This window comes from Halorubrum orientale, from assembly GCF_059623105.1.
The window spans coordinates 226,269-245,927 of sequence record NZ_JBSPSR010000001.1 but is presented as its reverse complement, the minus strand read 5'-3'; the positions used below and the strand labels follow the sequence as shown (position 1 = coordinate 245,927).

Genomic DNA, 19,659 nt, shown 5'->3' with positions numbered 1-19,659 from the left:
GGTGACCGTCGAGGTGCGTGGATGCAGGTGACCGTCGAGGTGCGTGGATGCAGGTGACCGTCGAGGTGGTCGGCAGGGAGACACAGACGTGTGTCGTAGCCGACGACGCCACGTACGCCGACCTGATCCGCACTGCCGGATACCACCCGCAGGAAACGCCGATCCTCGTTGACGGGACGCCCGTGCCTGGCGACGCCACGGTCGACACCGACCGCGTCCGGCTGCTTCGGCTGATCCAGGGAGGGGGTGACACCGAAGTGAGAGAACAGATCAGCACGAACGCGCGGACGGACACGACCGAATCGCTTCCTGCCGGCGTCTCAACCGAACCAGCGACCCCAGCCGACCGCCTCGATATCGTCCGCGTGCTCGACGCGGCGATGTTACAGACGGACGTCTCGGCGCTCACAGAACGGATTGCGGCCGACGCCGTCATCTGTGCTCGATTCGAGCGGACCGGAGCAGTCGTCGGAGCGGTCATCATGACGCGGCCGGCAACCGACACGGCTCACATCGACGCGCTTGCGGTGCGTCGCGCCCGTCGTGGGAACGGCATCGGGTCGGCGCTCGTCGCCCGCGCGGTCGCTGCTGCGAGCGCTGACCCGGCGGTGGGACGGGTCACAGTCGGCTTCGACGACGCTCTCACACCGTTGTACACCGACTGCGGCTTCGATATCGCACAGGACGACGGTGAGAACCGATGGGTCGGATGGCAGCGCGTCGACATCGGCCGCGACTGAGTCGGTCTGTCGCCCGGTCGACCGGCGATCACGTTTTAACACAATCCGCACCACCCTGCGTATGCGATCGACAACAACACCCGCGGATGCGAGTACAGACACGAATCTCTTGCTGCGGCGATTTGGTGCGCTCATCGTTGACGGACTTCTCATCTCAATGCTTGTCGTCATCACCGTACTTGCACTCGGATTCGTCGGCGAGCGACTCATCAGACTCTTCGGCGGACCGCTCAGTACCGTGTTTATTGGACCCATCGGCTCTCCGATGTTCGCGCTATTGAGTAACCCGCTCGTCGGATTCTGGGTGATCGGTCCCGCGTGGTTCCTCGGATACTACGTCCTCTTTGAGGGGGCTGTCGGGCAGACACCCGGTAAGCGGCTCTTCGGGCTAGTGGTGCTCGGGCGCGACGGCTCACGGTGCACGCTTCGGGCGGCAGCCGTCAGGACGGTGCTCAGAGCCGTCGACGGAGCCGCCTTCTATCTGGTCGGCGCCGGAATCGCCGTGCTCACCGACGGCAACAGGCGACTCGGTGATGTGGTCGCCGGCACGCAGGTGGTACACACGAGACGATGACACACGCCTCGCTCAGTAGAGCAGCTCGTCGTCGTTTTCGATCATATACAGGGTCCGTGCAGCAACGTTGACCGCGTGGTCACCCACGCGCTCGACGTCTCGAACCGCGAGGAGCCCGTTCGAAACGGCATCGAGCCCCTCGGCAAGCGCCTCCGAGGAATGGTCGCGCACACGGTCGGTCTCGACGAGGTGCCGCAAGACAGCCTGGCTGGCGCGTCGACAACGCTCGTCGAGGTCCTCGTCACGGGTGGCAATACGGTAGCAGGCGTCGACATCACCCGTCTCGTAGGCGGCCATCGCGTCGGCAAGCATATCGCCGGCCGACTCGGCGAGGCCGCGGAACTCCATAGCTGGGTGGAGTCCGTCGTCGCTCCCGTAAGCCGCGAGGTTCGTCGCTAGGTCGCCGACACGCTCGAGGTCGGTGATGATCTTGAACGACGCCGTCACGAGCCGAAGGTCACTCGCGACTGGCTGTTGGAGTGCATGAAGTGCGACGCACTCGTCTTCGATCCTGAGGTAGCGCTCGTTCACGTCGTCGTCGCCGTTGACGACCCGCTGGCTGAGGGTCTCGTCGCCGTCGATCGCCGCCTCGATCGCCAGTTCATAGCGATCACACACGAGCGCGCTCATCTCGAGGACGGCCTCACGGAGCGCCTCGAGTCGGCGCTGGTAGGTTTTACGCGGCACCTACCCGAACTTGCCGGTGATGTAATCTTCGACGCGGTCGTGTTCGGGGTCCTCGAAGATGGTCGTCGTGTCGTCGTACTCGACGAGTTCGCCGCCGGTGAGGAACACCGCCGTCCGGTCGGAGATCCGAGCCGCCTGCTGCATATTGTGCGTGACGATGATAACCGTGTACTCCTCGGCGAGGTCGTCGATCAGGTCCTCGATCTTCGAGGCAGCAACCGGATCGAGCGCTGAGGTCGGCTCGTCCATCAGGATAACCTCCGGGTCGGGCGCGATCGCTCGGGCGATACACAGCCGTTGTTGTTGCCCGCCAGAGAGGTCAAGTCCAGAGGAGTCGAGCTGGTCGTTCACCTCCTCCCACAGCGCCGCTCCTTTGAGCGCCTCTTCGACGCGGGCGTCGATATCGCCGCTGTATCCCTGTATCTCAAGGCCGTACGCGACATTGTCTCGGATCGACTTCGGGAATGGATTGGGCTTTTGAAACACCATCCCGATCTTCCGCCGCAACGCGACAGGGTCGACATCGTCATCGTACACATTCTTCCCGCCGAAGGTGACGTCGCCCTCGACGCGACAGACGTCTATCATATCATTCATCCGGTTGATACATCTGAGGAACGTCGACTTGCCACAGCCCGATGGGCCGATAAGCGCGGTCACGCGCTTTTCCGGAATCTCCATCGAAACGTCGTTTATCGCCTGCTCGTCGCCGTAGTACACGTTGAGGTTACGTGCGGCAACCGCAGTGAGCGCTGGACCCTCGTTCGCGGTCGCGTCGGTCTGAACCTCCGTCGTGATGAGCGAGTTGCTGGTGTCGCGGTCGGTTCGTTCTCGGTCGGTACGGTCGTCGGTGTCTTCTCGTGCGTTGCTCATGATTACTCACCTCGCTCTGCGCGGTTGCGCAGTAGTATCGCCGTGCCGTTCATGCCGATCAGGATCACGAGCAGGGAAATGACCCCCGCCGCGACGACGCCGTAGCGGAACTCGGCCTGCGGGAATCCCGCCCAGGCGTAGATCTGCATCGGCATCGCGCTGAACTTGCTGAACAGACTGTCTGGGGCGTTGAACACGGTCGTCGCCGCCCCGATCATGATGAGCGGGGCCGTCTCGCCGATCGCCCGACCGAGCGCCAGGATTGTGCCGGTCAGAATCCCGGGGAGCGCCTCCGGAAGGACGACATTCTTTGTCGTCTGCCACCGCGTCGCACCCATCGCGTCCGAGCCCTGCCGCAAGTCGTCTGGAACCGAACGGATCGCCTCCTGTGCGGAGATGATCGTGATCGGTAAGATGAGAAGCGACAGCGTCAGCGACGCGGTCACCGCGGTCCCGAATCCGAACCCGAGCAGGTTCGCGAACAGCCCAAGACCGAGCAGGCCGTACACAACCGACGGGATTGCCGCTAGGTTCGCGATGTTGATCTGGACGAGTCGTGTAAGCGACCCGACGAGGCCGCCGGCGGCGGTGTACTCCTCTAAGAACACCGAGGTTCCCACACCGAGCACGAACGACAACACGGCGACGAGTGCGATAATGATCACGGAGCCGACGATAGCCGGATACAGTCCGGCTTCGACGGCGTTTCGTGAGGGTGCCTCGGTGAGGAACGAGCCGTCCAGCCACGGGGTGGGCGCCCCCAGTCCGAACGTCTCGACGACCAGCGCTCCCGCGAGCGCACCACCGACGAGGACAGCGGGGAGCGCCAGTCCGGCACGCCCCTGTCCACGCTCGACCACGCGGTGGAGGTAGACGGCACACGGTACGCCGACGAGTGTGAGCACCAAGATCGAGACCGGTCCGGAGGGACCAACCAGTCCGCCGGTGGCTGCAACGAGAAGGGGGACACCCCCGGCGATAAGCCCGGCTCGTCTACTCGAGCGCGAGGCGACGATCCAGCCACCGACGGCCGCGATCGGAACGGCGAGCGTCCAGAGGTAGATGTACGGGGTCGTCGGGTACGTCCGAATGATGTCTCGGAGCAGCACGGCGACGACGACGCCGACGAGCGAGAGCGGGGCCGCAGCCGTCACCGCCCGGGGAGTCGACCGAACTGTACCGTATGTGTACAACAGGGCGGCTGGCACGACACCGAGTGTGTACGCGAGAAACCACAACCGCGGGTCGAACACCAGAAACAACACGCCGAGTGCGAGCCCGATCGCCGTGCCGCCGAGCAGTCGCCCGACGAGGCCGAAGCCGACCTGGCCGGCGTGACCGCGGGCTCCGACGTAGGTCACGTAGCCGGTCACTGGAACGCCGACAGCAAAGAGGTACGCGAGCTGCCACGAGAGCCGTGGTATCGGTCTGATGAGCGCCTCGATGGCGGTGAAGCCGGCAGCGACGACGACGAGCCCACCGCCGAGCACGCCGAGCACGCGTCGTGTCAACTCGCGGTCAGCCGCGCTGTACAGACAAAAGGCGAGGTAGGGACCGATGAGCGTCACGAAATACGTCAACAGCCAGCCCGGACTCGCACTCGTCAGGTCGAAGGCGTCGATTGTGACGTACACCAGCAACACCGCGAGCGCGATAATCCCGAACACGGACGCCGCAAGCGACAGGTACTCGAAGACGACGCCGCGCACCCGGCTCACGTGGCCGAAGACGTCGACGTCGGTCGTATCAGTCGCCATCAGTACTCCTCTCTGTATCGTTCCGCGATGATGTCACTGAGTACGTTCATCAGCAGGGTAACCACGAACAGCGTCAGTCCGAGCGCGAACATCGCGTCGTACGGGAGCGTCCCGCCGACGAGGTCGCCACCAGCGATCTGGACCATCGCGACGGTGATCGTCATCCCCGAGTCGAGGAGGATATCGGCTGGATTGACCAGCGGGATGCCGAACGCGAGCTCTGTTACTGGTGGCATGCGCGCCTGTGCGCCCATCGCGACGACGACGATCATCGTTTCGCCGATGGCGCGTGAGATCGCGAGGATGTACGAGGAAGCGATCCCCGAGATAGATGCCGGGACGACGATCGCCGTCGACACCTCGAACTTCGTCGCGCCGAGACCGTAGCCGGCCTGTCGGAGCGAGTCCGGGACCGCACTCATCGCGTCTTCGGATATCGACGACACCATCGGTATCGTCATGATTCCAACCATGAGCGACGCCGACAGCGCGTTGAACGTGCTCATCTCCGGGAACAGTGTCGCTTTCAGCGCCGGGGTGACGTACACCAGCGCGAAGTAGCCGTACACAACGGTCGGGATGCCCGCGAGCACTTCGAGGAGCGGCTTGAGAATCGCGCGTGCGTTCGACGAAGCGTACTCGCTGAGGTAAATCGCCGTCAGCGTGCCGACCGGGAGCGCGATGAACGCCGCGGTCACGGTGACGACGAGCGTCCCGATCAAAAGCGGCACGATCCCGAACGTTTGACCGCCACCGCGCGGGTTCGGGCTCCAGTCGGTGCCCCCGAGATACTCCAGTATCGGTACCTCAGCGAAGAACACGAGGGCGTCCGACAGCAGGGTCGCAAAGATAGCGACCGTCGTGAGCAGGGTGAGCGCCGCGCACGCGGCGAAGAACCCGCCGTACGTCCCTTCTTTCAGTCGTGTGAGTCCGCTCCGTCTCGTGAGGTCCGGACCCGCTGTGCGCTCTGTCACAGGTGTGGGGGTATGGAACGCTGTCGTAAATCAATACACCGGTTCATCGCGGCGATCAGCCCTGCGCCTGTTCGATTGCGTCCTCGAGCACGCTCATCTGCTCTTCTTGGGTCGCTTCGGTAGCGGGCACGTAGCCGACGTCGCCGGCGACGAGATCCTCGTTCGTGGTCTGCTCGACGAAGTAGCGGGCGAACTCGGCGACGTGTTCCTCACCGAGCGAGGAGATCGACGGGTAGGTGAAAAGCGGCCGCGAGAGCGGCGTGTACTCGCCGTTCGACGCCGTCTCGAGGCTCGGCTCGACCGGGCCGTCACCGTCGTCGATCCCGAGTGCTTTGAGCTGGTCGGGGTTCTGGAAGTAGTACGCGAACCCGAAGTAGCCGATGCCATACTCACTGCCGGCGACGCCCTGTGCGATCGTGTTGTCCTGCTCGGTCGCCTGGTAGTCGTCGGTGTGGCCGCGCTCGCCGAGAATCGCCTCAATAAAGTAGTCGTACGTACCGGAGGTGTCGGCGGCACCGTACCGCTCGATCTCCTCGTTCGGGAACTCCTCACGGACCTGGTCCCACGTCTCGACGGCGTCGGACTCCCAGATGGTCGCGAGCTCCTCGACGGTGAGCGAGTCGATAAACTCGGCCTCGGGGTTGACGACGACGGTGAGTGCGTCCGTCGCGGCGACAAGCTCGACGTACTCTACGCCGTTTTCGGCACACAGCTCCTCTTCTTCGGCTTTGATCGGCCGACTCGCGTTGTTGAAGTCGGTCTCACCGACACAGAAGAAGTTCGCGAAGCCGCCACCCGACCCGGTCGAACTGATGTCGATCGAGACGTCGGGATTCGCTTCGGAGAAATCCTCTGCAACGGCCGTCATCAGCGGGAAGACGGTCGAGGAGCCGGCGATGTTGATCGAGCCGGAGAGTCCCGTGTCGGCGCTCTCGCCCGCGTCGTCGGAGCCGGCGTCACTCGAGCTGTCGCCGCCCGAATCAGCGTCGCTCGAGCCACTCGAGTCACCTCCCTCGGTCTCGGTACAGCCGGCAAGCGCGAGTGCACCGGCACCCGCGAGGGCTGCGAGTGATCGACGTCGAGTGATTCCGTCCTCGGTCAGGGGCTGGCTTGGTGCCATCACCTGTCTCATTGTAGAAGCCGTGTAAATACGATGCTATGAGGAATATACGGGAAGGTATAGTAGACGATAGTGATATATAGATTAGTGAGATTGCAGAATATCGGCTTATTGGGGCGCAAGACGGCTGTTATGAGCCAAACTACGCTGCACTGAGAAGAATATATAGCAATCAGGTCTCAATGCAAGTCGTCTAGAGACCACATATAACCGGCTAAGAGGGTGGACAGGCGACCGACGCCATGGGCACGTCCGAACCCGCCGACGATACGGATCCAGCGGACGTCGCAGACGACGGTATGACGCCGCTGTGCCAGCTGCGGCGCGCACACGAGGTCGTCCGTGTCGAGCGGCGGCGCACCGCCGACGAGCGGGCGGCCTTCACAGCGTTCCGATCGCGGGTTGACGCAATTCCCGCAACGACAACAGCTCGGACGACGAGCCAACCAATCGGGACCCAACCGGCGATCGGTCACGGGACGCCACGAATGGGAACCGAGCTGCTAGCCGTTCGAGACGCCTACCAGTCGACGGTCATGTCGGTACCACACTACGAAGAGGAGTACAACGACACCTACGCGGCGAGTCTTGCCGCCGAGTTTGGCCCAGAGCTCGCGGCCGCGCTCACCCGCGAGTCGGCCCTCCACGAGCATGTTCGGCGATCGGTCCTCGATCAGACCAACACAGCGATCGAAACCCGCGACGAGTTCGAGACCGTGCTCGAACGAGAACAGGCATCAGTGCGGACCGCAAGCGAGGAGCTCCGCTCGCTGGATGACTCGGTCACGTCACTCGGCGAGACGGCGGTCGACCGGCTCGACTTCGGCGGGCTCGACGCTCACCGAGCACGCCTCAAGGTGCTCGAGCGTCGGTGTGACGAGGTCGCGACGACGCGCCAACAGGAGCGAGTCGCCGTCGAGCGGTCGATGCACTTCGACGGAGAGACCGATGACGTCCAGACGTACCTCTACCAGGACCTTCCGGTCACGTATCCGGTGTTGGCCGCGGTCGCTGCTGTCGGCCGTCGGATCGATGCGGTACGCCGCGACGTCGAACGCGCGATCATCGAGGTCGCCGGCGACGAGGCGTGAGCACGGATCCCAATCGGTAGCGACGCGTTGATCTACTGCGGCAGGTGTACACAATCAGGTCGAGACGACGCCCACGCTACCGGTGTGCGTCGAGTCCCGCGTCGGGTCCGTCGACGATCTCATAGCTTTGTTCGCTCCAGCCGTCTTCGACGAAGACGAAGACCCGTCCGCCCGCGACGTCGGGATCGGCCGTTACGCGGTTGCGCTGGCCCTCACGACCGACGATGACGCCCGGGAATACCTCGTCGGTCCCGCCGTCGTCGACCACGACGCGACCCACACCGGAGTCGCGGAGGATCGACTCGTCGGTGCTGTAGTCGTTAACGTACGTCACCACCCCTTCGGTCTCTGTCGGATCGGTCACGAGCACGTGGGTCTCTTTGCCGGGGCCGGCCGTCACCGTCCCTTCGACCGACTCGGGAACTCCCCGGTACAGCGTCGTCCGACCGTCGAGGTACTCGACGACGACTCCCGCGTCAACGAGGTCGATGCCGATAGAGGTTGGCGGCACGTCGCTGCGTGTGGACGCAGACATACCGATAGATGAGACTGGGACGGTCAAAAGGTCCTCGTTCGGTGCGAGAGCGGAGCCGCTCGCGGCAACCGCTAACGCTTTAGGCCCGGTCGCCGCGAGTGCCGTCATGGAGGGACGGGCGACCGCACTCGGCGCGGGAACTGTGTTGAACGCGCTCGCGACGGGTGCGGGCTCGGCATTCGGACTCGACATCGAGACCCGCGCGACGGTCACGCTCGACACCGCCAGCGACACGGTCACCGGCACCATCGCCGAGGAGCCGGACGGCGACACCACCCTGATTGAGCGCTGTGTCGCCCTCGCGACCGAGCGGTGGGGCGACGGCGAGGGCGGACACGTGCAGACCGAGAGCGACGTACCGCTCGCTGCTGGGCTCAAAAGCTCGAGTGCGGCCGCCAACGCGACCGTCCTCGCAACCTGTGCCGCGCTCGGACTGACCGTCGGCGACGACCCAGACGACCCGGCCGTCGACGTCACCCGGCTTGCAGCCTGTCGACTTGGCGTGCGCGCGGCCCGCGAGACGGGCGTGACGGTCACCGGCGCGTTCGACGATGCGACCGCGTCGATGCTCGGCGGCGTCTGTCTCACCGATAACGACGCCGACGAGCTCCGGTCGCGAGAAACGGTCGACTGGGACGTCCTCGTGTGGACACCACCAGCGCGCGCGTTCAGTGCCGATGCCGACGTCGGTCGGTGTGCGGCGGTCGTACCGATGGCCGATCTCGTCGCCGACCTCGCTGCTACCGGCCGCTACACCGAGGCGATGACCGTCAATGGACTCGCCTTCTCGGCTGCGCTCGGCTTCGACGCCGACCCGACAGTGGAGGCGATGCCCCACTCGTCCGGCGTCTCACTGTCGGGCACCGGACCGAGCGTGGTCGCGGTTGCCGCGGATGCGGACCCGACCGCCAACCTTGAGGCGGTTGCCGAGCGCTGGGGCGATCGCCCTGGGACACTGCGACGAACGACGACACGAACCGACGGCGCCACCATCGACTACAGCCTATGAGCTCAGAGACACCCACCCCTGAAGAGATGACGCTCGACGAGTTGCGTGGAGAGATAGAGGCTATCGACCGCGAAATCGTTGAACTGATCGCCCGCCGAACGTACGTCGCCGACACCGTTGCCGAGGTGAAATCGCAGCGCGACCTTCCGACGACCGACGAGTCACAGGAGACGCGCGTGATGGACCGCGCAGGCGCGAACGCCGAACAGTTCGACGTCGACGCGAACCTCGTGAAAGCCATCTTCCGGCTGTTGATCGAGTTGAACAAGGTCGAACAGCGGGAGAGTCGGTAGCTCACTTGAGGTCGAAACTCAGTTGTACCGCCTCGTCGACGTAAGCCATCGTGGGTCCGTCGAGTGACCCGACGACTGAGTGAATCCGTTCCGGAATCGAGACGGTTCGAATCTGATCGAGTCGGATTGACGAATCCGTTTTCAGCGGTGACCCATTCGCCTCGACGAACACCTCGAACGGATACTCACGGTAGGTCCCTGTGACGGGTGCAAGATGGTCGTGGTGGCGCACGCCTCACGAGTCGCCGGCGGCTTGCTCGCGAGCGCGTGCGCCGCTGGTGGTAGTGATACACAGGGGATCACGTGTCGACGTCGGTCAGCGCGGGGGCTCCGTGTGCGAAGAATACCGTGAGCGTCACGCGGGGAAGAATCAGGCGTCTGTCCCACGGATTCGGCTCGTCGCGGCCGCCTTACTTCGCGGTCGGGGTCACGTCACCGACGGCGTCCATCACCTGCGCCGCCGCACTCGCGGCCAACCCACGAGCGACCTCGTCGGCGTCGGCCTCGGCAATGCCCGTCTCTAACTCGTCCCGGTCGGGTGTGAACCCAGCAGAAACGGGGTGGCCAGCCGGGGGATTCACCGCGACGGTGGCTTGCGGGCCGTTCGAACCGACCGAGAGCTCTGAGCCGACGGCGTAGCTGTCCGGGAGGTACGACTCGGTGCGCGAGACGATGCCGGCCACCGTCTGTCGCAGCCGCCGCTCCTGTTCCGGCGAGAGGTCGACCGGCGTGGGTTCACCGGCATCGGTGACGCCCGGCGATCCCGCATACGGGTTATTGCCGTTCATCGAAGACATTATTGGTATGTGAACCGTCGGTAAAAAGTCGTCGACACGTGTCACCGAGAACCACACCATGGGTCGCCTAACGGATCGCCTCTACCCGATCGAGCGCTCGGGTATCTCACACAACCGGCTCTGCCTCGCCGTAGGCGGCGATCACGACAGCCGTGGTAAACCGCGTCTCGTCGGCTGTCGCAGTCTCCACGTGCGTCGCACGGTCCGTGAGATTCCAGTCGCGGAGGGCTGCACCGGCGTCCAAGCCGGCGTGGATCCGGTCGCGAACGTCGTCCGGGTCCTCACCGGTGACTTCATAAAAGAGCCCAGGTCCCGGACCGGTCGCCCAACCCAGACCGGCAGCGACGTCCGGATGACGGCGGGGTGCGCGCGTCTCCGCGGATCCCGTCGCCCCCGACCGTCCCCCTTCACGGAAGTCGACCGCGTCGCTCGGCCCGACAGTCCGACGCGCTTCAACGACGGTGATCGCCCCACCCGCGGGTCCGAGGTCGGGGGCGGCCTCAACATGCGTCACGGTCGCGTCAGCGGGGACGACAGACGACACCGCGACGAGGTTGTAGTTGTGAAGGTTCGCCTCGGCGAGCGCGGCGTCGTACGAGGCCATCGCAGTCTCGGCGACACCGACGCCGCCGGCGACGTGAATCGGCTTCATCACTCGTTCGTCGACCGCGAAGGATGTAATGCGTTACGAGCGCGACCGGCCGCGGGAGTGCAACGATACACGGAGGCGGCGATACGCGGAGGCGACAACAGGGCAGTGTGTCGGCGGCTCAGTACTGGTAGTTTATGACCTGTTCGTCGGTGCTCTCTGCGTCGGCAAGCTTCTCGCGGGCGCGTTCGAAGTCAGACTGGACCACTTCGGTGCGGCCGTCACGGATCGCAAACATCCCGGCCTCGGTCGCGAGCGAAGCGATGTCTGCGCCGCTGTATCCCTCAAGATCCGAAGCGACCGTACGCACATCAACGTCGTCATCAACGTTCATATCGCCGGTGTGGATGTCGAGGATTCGAGCGCGGCCTTCAGCGTCCGGCTCTGGTACCTCGATAAGCCGGTCGAATCGGCCGGGTCGCAAGATCGCCTCATCGAGCATGTCGAAGCGGTTGGTGGCCGCCATGATCCGTACCTCGCCGCGCTCGTCGAAGCCGTCCATCTCCGAGAGCAGCTGCATCATCGTGCGCTGGACCTCGGCGTCGCCGGAGGTCTTCGAGTCGGTCCGTTTCGAGGCGACCGCGTCGATCTCGTCGATGAAGATGACCGCGGGTTCACGCTCTGCGGCGAGTTCGAACAGATCACGGACGAGCCGTGACCCCTCGCCGATGAACTTGCGGACGAGCTCGGAGCCGGCCATCTTGATGAACGTGGCGTCGGACTCGTTGGCGACCGCCTTCGCCAGCATCGTCTTCCCAGTGCCCGGCGGCCCGTGGAGCAGGACGCCACTCGGCGGCTCGACTCCGACCGTCTCGAACTGCTCCGGGTTCTCGAGTGGGTCCTCGACGGCTTCACGCACCTCGCGTATCTGTTCGTCGATGCCGCCGATATCGGCGTACGCGACCGACGGTGACTCTGTGACCTCCATCGCCTGTGCGCGCGAGTCGGTCTCGTCGTCGAGGACCTGCTGTACGGCGAAGGAATCGTTGATCGCGACCCGGTCGCCGGGACGGAGGTCGGCATCGAGCCGGGTCGCCGTCTGTGTCAGTACCTCCTGGTTGTTGCCGTGCTGTTTGATAACGACGCCGTCGTCGGTGATCTCTTCGACCGAGGCGATGTACAGCGACGACGTCTTCAACACCTCGTTCTCGCGTTTGAGCGTGTCGACGTCCGCTTTGAGGTCGCCGCGACGGCCCTCCGCCTGCGAGAGACGGTCTTCGAGTTCGTCGTTCACGTTGACGATCCGCTGATAGTGTTGCCGGATCGCCTCGAGGCGCTCCGCCTCGCTCATCTCCGGATCGAGTTCCAGACGCGGGCGGTCCGGTAGTGAGGGGCTGTGAGACATTCGCTGAATACAGATAGGAGACGCGCGTAAATGTGCCTTTGGGTCACGGCGGCGAGACGGGTGTTCAACACGTTGACCACGGCGAGACCGACGACTCACGGCACAGGCGAACGGCGACTCACAGCACAGACGACCCGTGATTCAGGCCGCCTCGAAGCCGTCTTCGAAGACGAACGCGCCGTCACGCTGGACGACTTCGCCGTCGACTTCGATCACCGAGTCCTCGCTCATGTCGACGATCATGTCCACGTGTTCTGCGGATTCGTTGACCATGTTCGTCTCACCGACCGTCTCCGGGTACGCCGATCCGACCGCCATGTGGACGGTATCACCCATCTTTTCGTCGTACAACATGTTGTACGTGAACCGGTCGATCGCACGGTTCATTCCGATACCCAGCTCCCCGAGGTACCGGGACCCTTCGTCGGTCTCGAGGATGCCTGTCAACAGCTCCTCGTTTCTGTCGGCTGCGTGTGAGACGACGCGTCCGTCCTCGAACCGAAGCTCGACGCCATCGATTTCTCGGCCGTACCGGTACAACGGGAGGTCGAAACGGACCACACCGGAGACGCTCTCGCGAACCGGCGCCGTGAACACCTCGCCGCCGGGCAGGTTCGCCTCGCCAGTGTCGTTCTCTGCGGTGTTGCCGGCGATCGACATCGTGAGGTCCGTCTCATCGCCCGATCGTATCCGGACCGTCTCGGCGTCGTCGAGTATCTCGACTAGCTGTGCCTGGAAGGCTCCCTGCGTCTCCCAGTCGATCGAGACGGCGTCCCACACGAAGTCCTCGTACGCCTCGGTGCTCATCCCAGCCAGCTGGGCGTGGCCCGCGGTCGGATACTGCGTGAGACACCAGCGCTTCGAGAGGCGTTCACGTTTCACTGCCTCCATCGCCCGGTTGTACGCGGCGTTCGTCTCGGGGGCGACATCGGCACCCTCGGCGACGTTCGCGCCGCCGCGGGCGATTACAAACACGTCGGTCTCCTCGTACAACGCCCGGCGGTGTGCCGGCTCCTCGAACGAGTCCGCCGCGCGCTTGTACGCCCGGTCCGCGCGCTGTGAGTACGAGAGGAACACCGGCTGTGCGCCGCGGTCACCGCAAATCTCGTGAAGTGCAACGGCGAGGTCCTCGGCGGCCGGCGGGAGCTGGACGACGACCGTGTCGCCAGCCTCGATGCCGGTCGAGTGCGTCGCGATAGTCTCGGCGTGTTCGCGTATCCGTGGGTCCATACGACCCGTTCTCACCGCGACGAATTACCGCTTGTGGCCGGTCGTCCTCGCTAGTCGGCTTGCCCCGGTCGTCTTGGGCCAGTCGTTCCGTGTCGATCGGCCCGCGCCGGTCATCCAAGTAGCACCCAACCGCCGAGTACGAGGAGGAGCCCGCCGGCGACGCGGTCGAGCCACCGGCCGGCCCGCGGTGAGCGAAGTGCCCTCGCGGCACCGTCCGCGACGACGGCCACACCACCGAGGTACGTCGCCGTGAGCCCGGCGTAGGTCACGCCGAGAACGGCGAGCGACGTCTCACTGGCTCCCGTACCGCCCGCACTCGCCGCGAAACCGGGCAAGAACGCGAGAAAAAACAGCGCGACCTGCGGATTCAAGACATTGACGAGGAACCCCTCGCGAACCCCACCGGTCGCAGCGGCGGGCGCGTCGTCGTCGGCAGCACGAAGCGTATCGACGCCGAGGTACCAGAGATACAGCGCACCGGCGACCTGTATCACGCGGGCTGCGCCCGGGATGGTCCGGTATACGGCCGCAACGCCGACGACGACGAGCGTCGTGTGAAAGAGGATGCCGCCGGTGACACCGATGGCGGCGCGGAGCCCTGCATCCCGGCTCTCGAGACCGCGCGAGAGGACGAACAGCGTGTCCGGACCAGGAACGACGATCAGCGTCGCGGCCGCGAGGACGAAGAGGACGTACGTCGAGGGATCGACGGCGAAGGCGGTCACTACACCGGGGGTGTGACGCGTTCGGGCAAAAACGCCCCGGGTCGTCCCGGTGGTGACCGGCCGCGAACGTCTTCCGTCGATCGCGCGGGTCTCCGGTGACCGCGCACGCCCGCGAGCGGCGTGCTCCCCACGCCGGTCAGTGTCCTCACGACGCCTCACCCTCATCTTCGACCGTGCTCGCCAGGATTGCCGCGACCGCGTCGAGCGCCGCGACCGCGTCCGGCCCCTCGGCGACGAGCCTGACCGACTCTCCCTGGGTGACGTTCAGTCCGGTCACCGCGAGCATGCTGTTCGCACTCACCAGCTCGTCGGCGCCGTCCGTGGCCCGTCCGATCTCGACTGTCGCGTCGAACGTATTCACGGTCTGGACGAGCGAGGAAGCGGGCCGCGCGTGGAGTCCCGCCGCCGGGACGACCTCGACAGTACGTTCCATACCGGTCGATCGTGAGTGATCGATATGACGCTGTCGTCGTCTGTGGGACCGTCGGCGGCGACGCGGTCACATCCAAGCGCGTCTCGTCGACGCGAAGTGTCGTGTTTTTTACCCCGACCGGCCGTTTCCTCGAATATGCAGACCCACATCGTCCCCGTGGGGTTCGATTACGATCGGATGATCGCGCCGCTCATCCGCGACCAGTTCGACGTCGATCGGGTGATTCTGCTCGAGGGCACAATCGGCAGCGAGGCCAACGTCGAGTACTCACGGAGCCTCGCACGGAAGCTCGAGCAGGACTTTCAGAACTTACTCGACACCGAGACCGAGCGAGTCGCTGTCGACGACGTGTACGACTACGACGCCGCCTTCGAGCAGGCGTACGACCGCATCACCGCCGAGCTCGACGCCGACCACGACGTGTGGGTGAACGTCTCGTCGATGCCGCGGCCCGTCTCGTTCGCCTTCGCGACCGCCGCCCACTCGGTCAGTCTCGAACGCGAGGACGACCGCGACCGCATTCACACCTACTACACAGCCCCCGAAAAGTACCTCGAGACCGAACTCGCCGAGGAGCTGCGCGCTGACCGCGACCTCCTCGCTGACCTGCTCGCCGGCGTCGACGACGACGACGACGCTGCGACCGTCGCCGGCGTCGACGCGGGCCGGATCCGCGAACGACACGAGACCGCGAGCGACCTGCTCACCGAGTTCGACGAGCGCGGGACGACAATCGGTGCCAAAGAGATAGACGGGACCCACCTCATCGAGCTGCCGGTGGCCTCCATCTCGAACGTCAAGCCGTTCGAGGCCGTCATCCTTCACAAACTCGAGGAGGACGGCGAGTTCGAGTCCGTGAGCGAGCTCGCGAAGGCGCTGGCGGCCGATCTCACCGAAGAGTATACCGACTCGTTCCGCTCGAAGGTGATCTACACCGTCGACCGGCTCGGCCCCGGCGGCAAAGGCTACGTGGAGCGTGAACCACACGGAAACTCCTATCGAACCCGCTTGTCGCGCACCGGCGAGCTGTGGGTACGGACCCACGGTCGAGCCGAGTCCGCCGAGTACGACGGCTGAGCAGGGCGCAGGCGTTCACCACGCGAGACGGGCGGCGAGCGATCGCCAAACGCGTATCACACAGCAAGACGCTTGTGAGCGGGTGATCTTCGGGCCCGTTTTGAAGAAATATTTTCTTCAGGCAGACGCATCGATGAGACTAGAACAATATTTATCCGGATCGAAGGTTGATCGTAGCTCACGATGCGCGATCGAACGGACGCGTTGTGGATCGGTGGATTCGCGGTGCTCGTGGCGTTCGCAGTGCCCTGGTTTCTCTGGGGAGACGCGACGATCGTCGCCGGACTTCCCGCCTGGCTGTGGTGGCATATCGGATGGATGGCACTGGCGAGCGTGGTCTTCGTCGTCTTCAGCAGACGGGCGTGGGACCGGGGGATCGACGCCGGGGTGATCCGACGTGGCTGACGTCGGTACCAACCTCGGTATCGTCGTCGGGTATCTCGTGCTCGCACTCGGTGTGGGTCTCGCGGCGTATCGGGTGACGGACCGCTCGGCGACGGACTACTACCTCGCCTCTCGCTCGGTTGGGCCGCTCGTGTTGTTGTTCACGACGTTTGCGACGTTGTTGTCGGCGTTCACCTTCTTCGGCGGTCCAAACCTCGCGTACGGCTCGGGCCCGGAATGGATCCTCGTGATGGGCGTGATGGACGGGCTCCTCTTCGCGCTGCTGTGGTACGTCGTGGGATACAAACAGTGGCTCGTCGGACGCGAACACGGCTACGTGACGCTCGGCGAGATGCTCGGTGACCGCTTCGACTCGACACGGCTGCGGGGGCTCATCGCCGGGGTGAGCCTGTTGTGGCTCTTCCCGTACGTCATGCTCCAGCAGATCGGCGCCGGTCAGGCGCTTGTCGGGCTCACCGACGGCGTGGTGCCGTACTGGGCGGGCGCGGCGATGATCACCTTGTTCATGGTCGCGTACGTCGGGCTCTCTGGGCTCCGGGGTGTCGCGTGGACCGACACGCTCCAAGGCGTCTTCATGCTCGGTGCGATCTGGCTGGCCGTCACGTGGATCGCCGTCGACGCGGGCGGTGTGAGCGCGCTGACGGCGGGGATGGTCGAGGCGGAATCGTCGTTCGCGGCGCTCGGCGGCGGAGTGTACACGCCACAGTGGATGATCGCACAAGCGGTCGTGATCGCCTTCGGCGTCGCCGCCTTCCCGCAGGTGAACCAGCGCTTCTTCGTCGCCGACCGCGTCGAGACATTAAAGCGATCGTTCGCGCTCTGGCCGGTGCTCGTGCTCGCCCTGTTCGTCCCCGCGTTCCTGCTTGGGTCGTGGGCGGTCGGTCTCGGGGTGACGGTGCCAGAGGGGAGTAACGTACTCCCCGTGCTGCTCACCGAGTACACGCCCGGATGGTTCGCCGCACTCGTGGTCGCTGGCGCGCTCGCGGCGATGATGTCCTCGTCTGACTCAATGCTGTTGTCGGGCTCATCGTACCTCACCCGTGACCTGTATCGGCCGCTCGTCGCACCCGAAGCGAGCGCGGAGCGCGAGGGGTGGGTCGCCCGGGTCGGCGTCGCCGTCTTCGCGACCGCGTCGTTCGTCGCGTCGTTGTTCGCGGGTGGGGGCGGGCTCGACGCGCTCGTCACCCTCGGGAGCACGGCGTTCGGCGGGTACGCCCAGCTCACGCCGCCGCTGCTGCTCGCGCTCTATTGGGGTGGTACCACAGAGCGAGGGATGCTCGCGGGGATCGTCGGTGCGGAGTCACTCTACCTCGCACACACGTTCCTCCCGCTGCCGTCGACGTACCTCACCTGGGACGTAGCGTTGTGGTGTCTGCTGGTAGCTGTCGTCGTGACGGTCGGCGTCTCTACGGTGACGACGTCGGCGACCGAGGCGGGCGCCGCGAAGTTTGGCATTGGCGCGGACTGAGTGCCGCGTCGTTCGGTACGCGGTCGCTCTCGGTGTCTGGTGTGGAGTCGCTCTTGTCGGAGGCATATCGAACCGTGACCGCCTCGTTTTTACTCGTGCGACCGAAACACGTGTCGAATGCGCACCGAGCCTGACCTGGATCCAGCCGACTTCGGCTTTCCCGAGCCGTCGACCGACCAGTCGTTCGAGAACGCGCTCGCGAAGGCGCGTGATGGGGTCCGGCTCACCGTCGACGACGCCACAGAGCTGCTGGCGACCGGGACCGACACCGGGGGGATCGACCCGGTCCGTAAAGAGGCGGTGCTCGAACTCGCAGACCGGCAGCGCGCCGAGAGAGTGGGCGAGGCGGTGACGTTCGTCGCCAACCTCAACAACAACGTCACGACCGCGTGTAACACTGGCTGTCTCTTCTGTAACTTCAAAGACAGCGCACACGCGTTCGAGGCCGGGAGCGACGTTGACCACGGAGGCTTCACAAAGACGCCGCGCGAGTCGCGGGCGATAGTCGAAGACGCCCTGGACATGGGCGTCTACGAGGTGTGTTCAGTCTCCGGGCTCCACCCGGCGTTCGCGCTGAACGACGAGCACCACGAGATCCTCGCCGCCCACGACGACCCCGCCAAGACGGTGAACTACGTCCCGCCGTCACAGTACACGACCGACCCGGGCACCTACCACGAGCAGATCGCGGCGATGTCGGTCGGCGGCGTCCATCTCCATTCGATGACGCCTGAGGAGGCGTACCACGCCAGCCGTGGCACCGACTGGTCGTACGAGCAGGTGTACCGTGAGTTGGCCGATGCCGGACTCGACTCCGCACCCGGCACCGCCGCGGAGATCCTCGTCGACGAGGTTCGGGACGTGATCTGCCCGGGGAAGATCCGCACCGACGGCTGGGTCAACGCCATCGAAGGCGCCGTCGCGGCCGGGCTCGGCGTCACCTCGACAATGATGTACGGGCACGTCGAGACGGTCGCACACCGTGCTGAACACCTTGGTGTGATCCGCGATATCCAAGACCGTACAGGCGGGATCACGGAGTTCGTTCCCCTCTCGTTCGTCCACGAGCAGACGCCGCTGTACCGCCAAGGCGTCGTCGACGGCGGTGCCTCACGGGCTGAAGACGAGCTCGTCGTCGCCGTCGCCCGATTGTTTTTGGACAACGTCGAGCACATCCAGGCCTCGTGGGTCAAATCGGGCGACACCCACGGGCTCAAACTGCTCAACTGCGGTGCCGATGACTTCATGGGGACGATCCTCTCCGAGGAGATCACGAAACGCGCCGGCGGGCAGTACGGCGAGTACCGCTCGTTTGACGACTACGTCGAGATGATCACGGCGATCGGTCGCGTCCCCGTCGAGCGCTCAACTGACTACCGCACCCGTCGCCGGATCGACCCGGCAGACGGGCCACACGGGCCAGTACTCGGGCCGCGCGCAGATGGGACGCCACTGCTTCCCAGGAATGCGGGCGGCGCCGGCGGTGACCCCGCGTCTGCTGACGATTGACCACTCATCGTGAGTCGGTACAGAGGTGTAGTCACGTGTGAACCACTTCGTGGGATACGCCGACACATATCACACGATCTTGAGTATAGGCCCCGCGATTCAACGCGTGGAGGATGTCAATCAGCACACTCCAGCCGATTCAGTACGTATGTGATAGGGGCTGTGTGAACAAAACGATTCTGCGATAGCCGGGCACAAATTCGTCACACCTTCCGCGGCCGATTCTATATGTGGACGAGATTGTGAGGAACGTGACAAACACGACCACGCGACACACGGACATCACTTCGCCACTCCCTCCCCAGCTGATTCGCGAGTCGTCTGCAGCGACTCGCTCATCCCTCGCACGCGCTCGCGAGCACGCTTCC

Annotated in this window: 21 protein-coding genes and 2 pseudogenes; 10 read left to right on the top strand and 13 right to left on the bottom strand. The window is 64.9% G+C overall.

Annotated features, from left to right (window positions below; genetic code table 11):
* Positions 1–47: 47 nt before the first annotated feature.
* The 3 genes and pseudogenes from samp2 to ACWUI7_RS01230 all read left to right on the top strand — a co-directional run.
* Positions 48–245: pseudogene (gene samp2 / locus ACWUI7_RS01240) on the top strand (ubiquitin-like small modifier protein SAMP2); the annotation flags it as partial.
* A gap of 135 nt (positions 246–380) precedes the next feature.
* Positions 381–740 carry a GNAT family N-acetyltransferase gene (locus ACWUI7_RS01235; RefSeq protein ID WP_496640584.1) on the top strand — a complete coding sequence of 120 codons (360 nt, stop codon included), beginning with the start codon at positions 381–383 and terminating at the stop codon, positions 738–740.
* 61 nt (positions 741–801) lie between these two features.
* The gene (locus tag ACWUI7_RS01230) at positions 802–1,314 is read left to right on the top strand and encodes an RDD family protein (RefSeq protein ID WP_496640333.1); all 513 of its coding nucleotides are present in this window, start codon (positions 802–804) and stop codon (positions 1,312–1,314) included.
* Positions 1,315–1,326: 12 nt separating this feature from the next.
* Here the strand turns inward: ACWUI7_RS01230 and phoU are convergent, their stop codons facing one another.
* Genes phoU through ACWUI7_RS01205 form a run of 5 tightly spaced genes read right to left on the bottom strand, consistent with a single transcriptional unit; the run spans position 1,327 to position 6,725 of the window.
* Positions 1,327–2,001 (bottom strand): phosphate signaling complex protein PhoU, encoded by a 675-nt coding sequence (phoU, locus tag ACWUI7_RS01225; RefSeq protein WP_496640332.1) that lies wholly within the window; start codon positions 1,999–2,001, stop codon positions 1,327–1,329.
* Complete coding sequence (gene pstB, locus ACWUI7_RS01220; RefSeq protein WP_496640331.1) at positions 2,002–2,874, bottom strand: phosphate ABC transporter ATP-binding protein PstB; 873 nt, start codon at positions 2,872–2,874, stop codon at positions 2,002–2,004. It lies immediately after the preceding gene.
* 2 nt (positions 2,875–2,876) lie between these two features.
* Entirely contained in the window at positions 2,877–4,631 is a 1,755-nt protein-coding gene (gene pstA / locus ACWUI7_RS01215; RefSeq protein WP_496640330.1) for a phosphate ABC transporter permease PstA, read from the bottom strand.
* Positions 4,631–5,605, bottom strand: a complete 975-nt coding sequence (pstC, locus tag ACWUI7_RS01210) for a phosphate ABC transporter permease subunit PstC (RefSeq protein ID WP_496640329.1) — start codon at positions 5,603–5,605, stop codon at positions 4,631–4,633. Before pstC ends, pstA begins: the two co-directional genes overlap by 1 nt.
* Positions 5,606–5,660: 55 nt before the next feature.
* Positions 5,661–6,725, bottom strand: coding sequence for a PstS family phosphate ABC transporter substrate-binding protein (locus ACWUI7_RS01205; RefSeq protein WP_496640328.1), 1,065 nt, complete (start codon positions 6,723–6,725; stop codon positions 5,661–5,663).
* A gap of 242 nt (positions 6,726–6,967) precedes the next feature.
* Between ACWUI7_RS01205 and ACWUI7_RS01200 the strand changes: the two genes are divergently transcribed.
* Positions 6,968–7,816: a DUF7260 family protein gene (locus tag ACWUI7_RS01200; protein ID WP_496640327.1), complete on the top strand. Its 849-nt coding sequence runs from the start codon at positions 6,968–6,970 to the stop codon at positions 7,814–7,816.
* A 76-nt stretch (positions 7,817–7,892) separates the two neighbouring features.
* Here the strand turns inward: ACWUI7_RS01200 and ACWUI7_RS01195 are convergent, their stop codons facing one another.
* Positions 7,893–8,351 carry a DUF5796 family protein gene (locus ACWUI7_RS01195; protein WP_496640326.1) on the bottom strand — a complete coding sequence of 153 codons (459 nt, stop codon included), beginning with the start codon at positions 8,349–8,351 and terminating at the stop codon, positions 7,893–7,895.
* Positions 8,352–8,457: 106 nt separating this feature from the next.
* Between ACWUI7_RS01195 and ACWUI7_RS01190 the strand changes: the two genes are divergently transcribed.
* Positions 8,458–9,360 (top strand): shikimate kinase, encoded by a 903-nt coding sequence (locus tag ACWUI7_RS01190; RefSeq protein WP_496640583.1) that lies wholly within the window; start codon positions 8,458–8,460, stop codon positions 9,358–9,360.
* A complete protein-coding gene (locus ACWUI7_RS01185; protein WP_496640325.1) occupies positions 9,357–9,653 on the top strand; it encodes a chorismate mutase in 297 nt (98 codons plus the stop codon). The genes ACWUI7_RS01190 and ACWUI7_RS01185 overlap by 4 nt, the downstream gene beginning before the upstream one ends.
* A gap of 1 nt (position 9,654) precedes the next feature.
* Here ACWUI7_RS01185 and ACWUI7_RS01180 read toward each other — a convergent pair.
* The 7 genes and pseudogenes from ACWUI7_RS01180 to ACWUI7_RS01150 all read right to left on the bottom strand — a co-directional run.
* Positions 9,655–9,867 (bottom strand): annotated as a pseudogene (locus ACWUI7_RS01180) (type II toxin-antitoxin system PemK/MazF family toxin); the annotation flags it as partial.
* 196 nt (positions 9,868–10,063) lie between these two features.
* Positions 10,064–10,441 carry a DUF5811 family protein gene (locus ACWUI7_RS01175; protein WP_496640324.1) on the bottom strand — a complete coding sequence of 126 codons (378 nt, stop codon included), beginning with the start codon at positions 10,439–10,441 and terminating at the stop codon, positions 10,064–10,066.
* Between the two features lie 115 nt (positions 10,442–10,556).
* Positions 10,557–11,102 carry a pyruvoyl-dependent arginine decarboxylase gene (locus ACWUI7_RS01170; RefSeq protein ID WP_496640323.1) on the bottom strand — a complete coding sequence of 182 codons (546 nt, stop codon included), beginning with the start codon at positions 11,100–11,102 and terminating at the stop codon, positions 10,557–10,559.
* A 118-nt stretch (positions 11,103–11,220) separates the two neighbouring features.
* Positions 11,221–12,444 carry a proteasome-activating nucleotidase Pan2 gene (pan2, locus tag ACWUI7_RS01165; RefSeq protein WP_496640322.1) on the bottom strand — a complete coding sequence of 408 codons (1,224 nt, stop codon included), beginning with the start codon at positions 12,442–12,444 and terminating at the stop codon, positions 11,221–11,223.
* A 141-nt stretch (positions 12,445–12,585) separates the two neighbouring features.
* On the bottom strand, positions 12,586–13,674 hold the full coding sequence (locus tag ACWUI7_RS01160) for an aminopeptidase (RefSeq protein ID WP_496640321.1): 1,089 nt from the start codon (positions 13,672–13,674) through the stop codon (positions 12,586–12,588).
* Between the two features lie 110 nt (positions 13,675–13,784).
* Complete coding sequence (locus tag ACWUI7_RS01155; protein ID WP_496640320.1) at positions 13,785–14,399, bottom strand: LysE family translocator; 615 nt, start codon at positions 14,397–14,399, stop codon at positions 13,785–13,787.
* Positions 14,400–14,544: 145 nt separating this feature from the next.
* Positions 14,545–14,832, bottom strand: coding sequence for an HPr family phosphocarrier protein (locus ACWUI7_RS01150; protein ID WP_496640319.1), 288 nt, complete (start codon positions 14,830–14,832; stop codon positions 14,545–14,547).
* 135 nt (positions 14,833–14,967) lie between these two features.
* Between ACWUI7_RS01150 and ACWUI7_RS01145 the strand changes: the two genes are divergently transcribed.
* The 4 genes from ACWUI7_RS01145 (at position 14,968) to cofH (ending at position 19,291) form a co-directional block, all read left to right on the top strand.
* Complete coding sequence (locus ACWUI7_RS01145) at positions 14,968–15,909, top strand: HFX_2341 family transcriptional regulator (RefSeq protein WP_496640318.1); 942 nt, start codon at positions 14,968–14,970, stop codon at positions 15,907–15,909.
* 183 nt (positions 15,910–16,092) lie between these two features.
* Complete coding sequence (locus tag ACWUI7_RS01140; protein WP_496640317.1) at positions 16,093–16,314, top strand: DUF3311 domain-containing protein; 222 nt, start codon at positions 16,093–16,095, stop codon at positions 16,312–16,314.
* Positions 16,307–17,782 carry a sodium:solute symporter family protein gene (locus ACWUI7_RS01135; protein ID WP_496640316.1) on the top strand — a complete coding sequence of 492 codons (1,476 nt, stop codon included), beginning with the start codon at positions 16,307–16,309 and terminating at the stop codon, positions 17,780–17,782. Before ACWUI7_RS01140 ends, ACWUI7_RS01135 begins: the two co-directional genes overlap by 8 nt.
* 117 nt (positions 17,783–17,899) lie before the next feature.
* A complete protein-coding gene (gene cofH, locus ACWUI7_RS01130) occupies positions 17,900–19,291 on the top strand; it encodes a 7,8-didemethyl-8-hydroxy-5-deazariboflavin synthase subunit CofH (protein WP_496640315.1) in 1,392 nt (463 codons plus the stop codon).
* Positions 19,292–19,659: the final 368 nt, after the last annotated feature.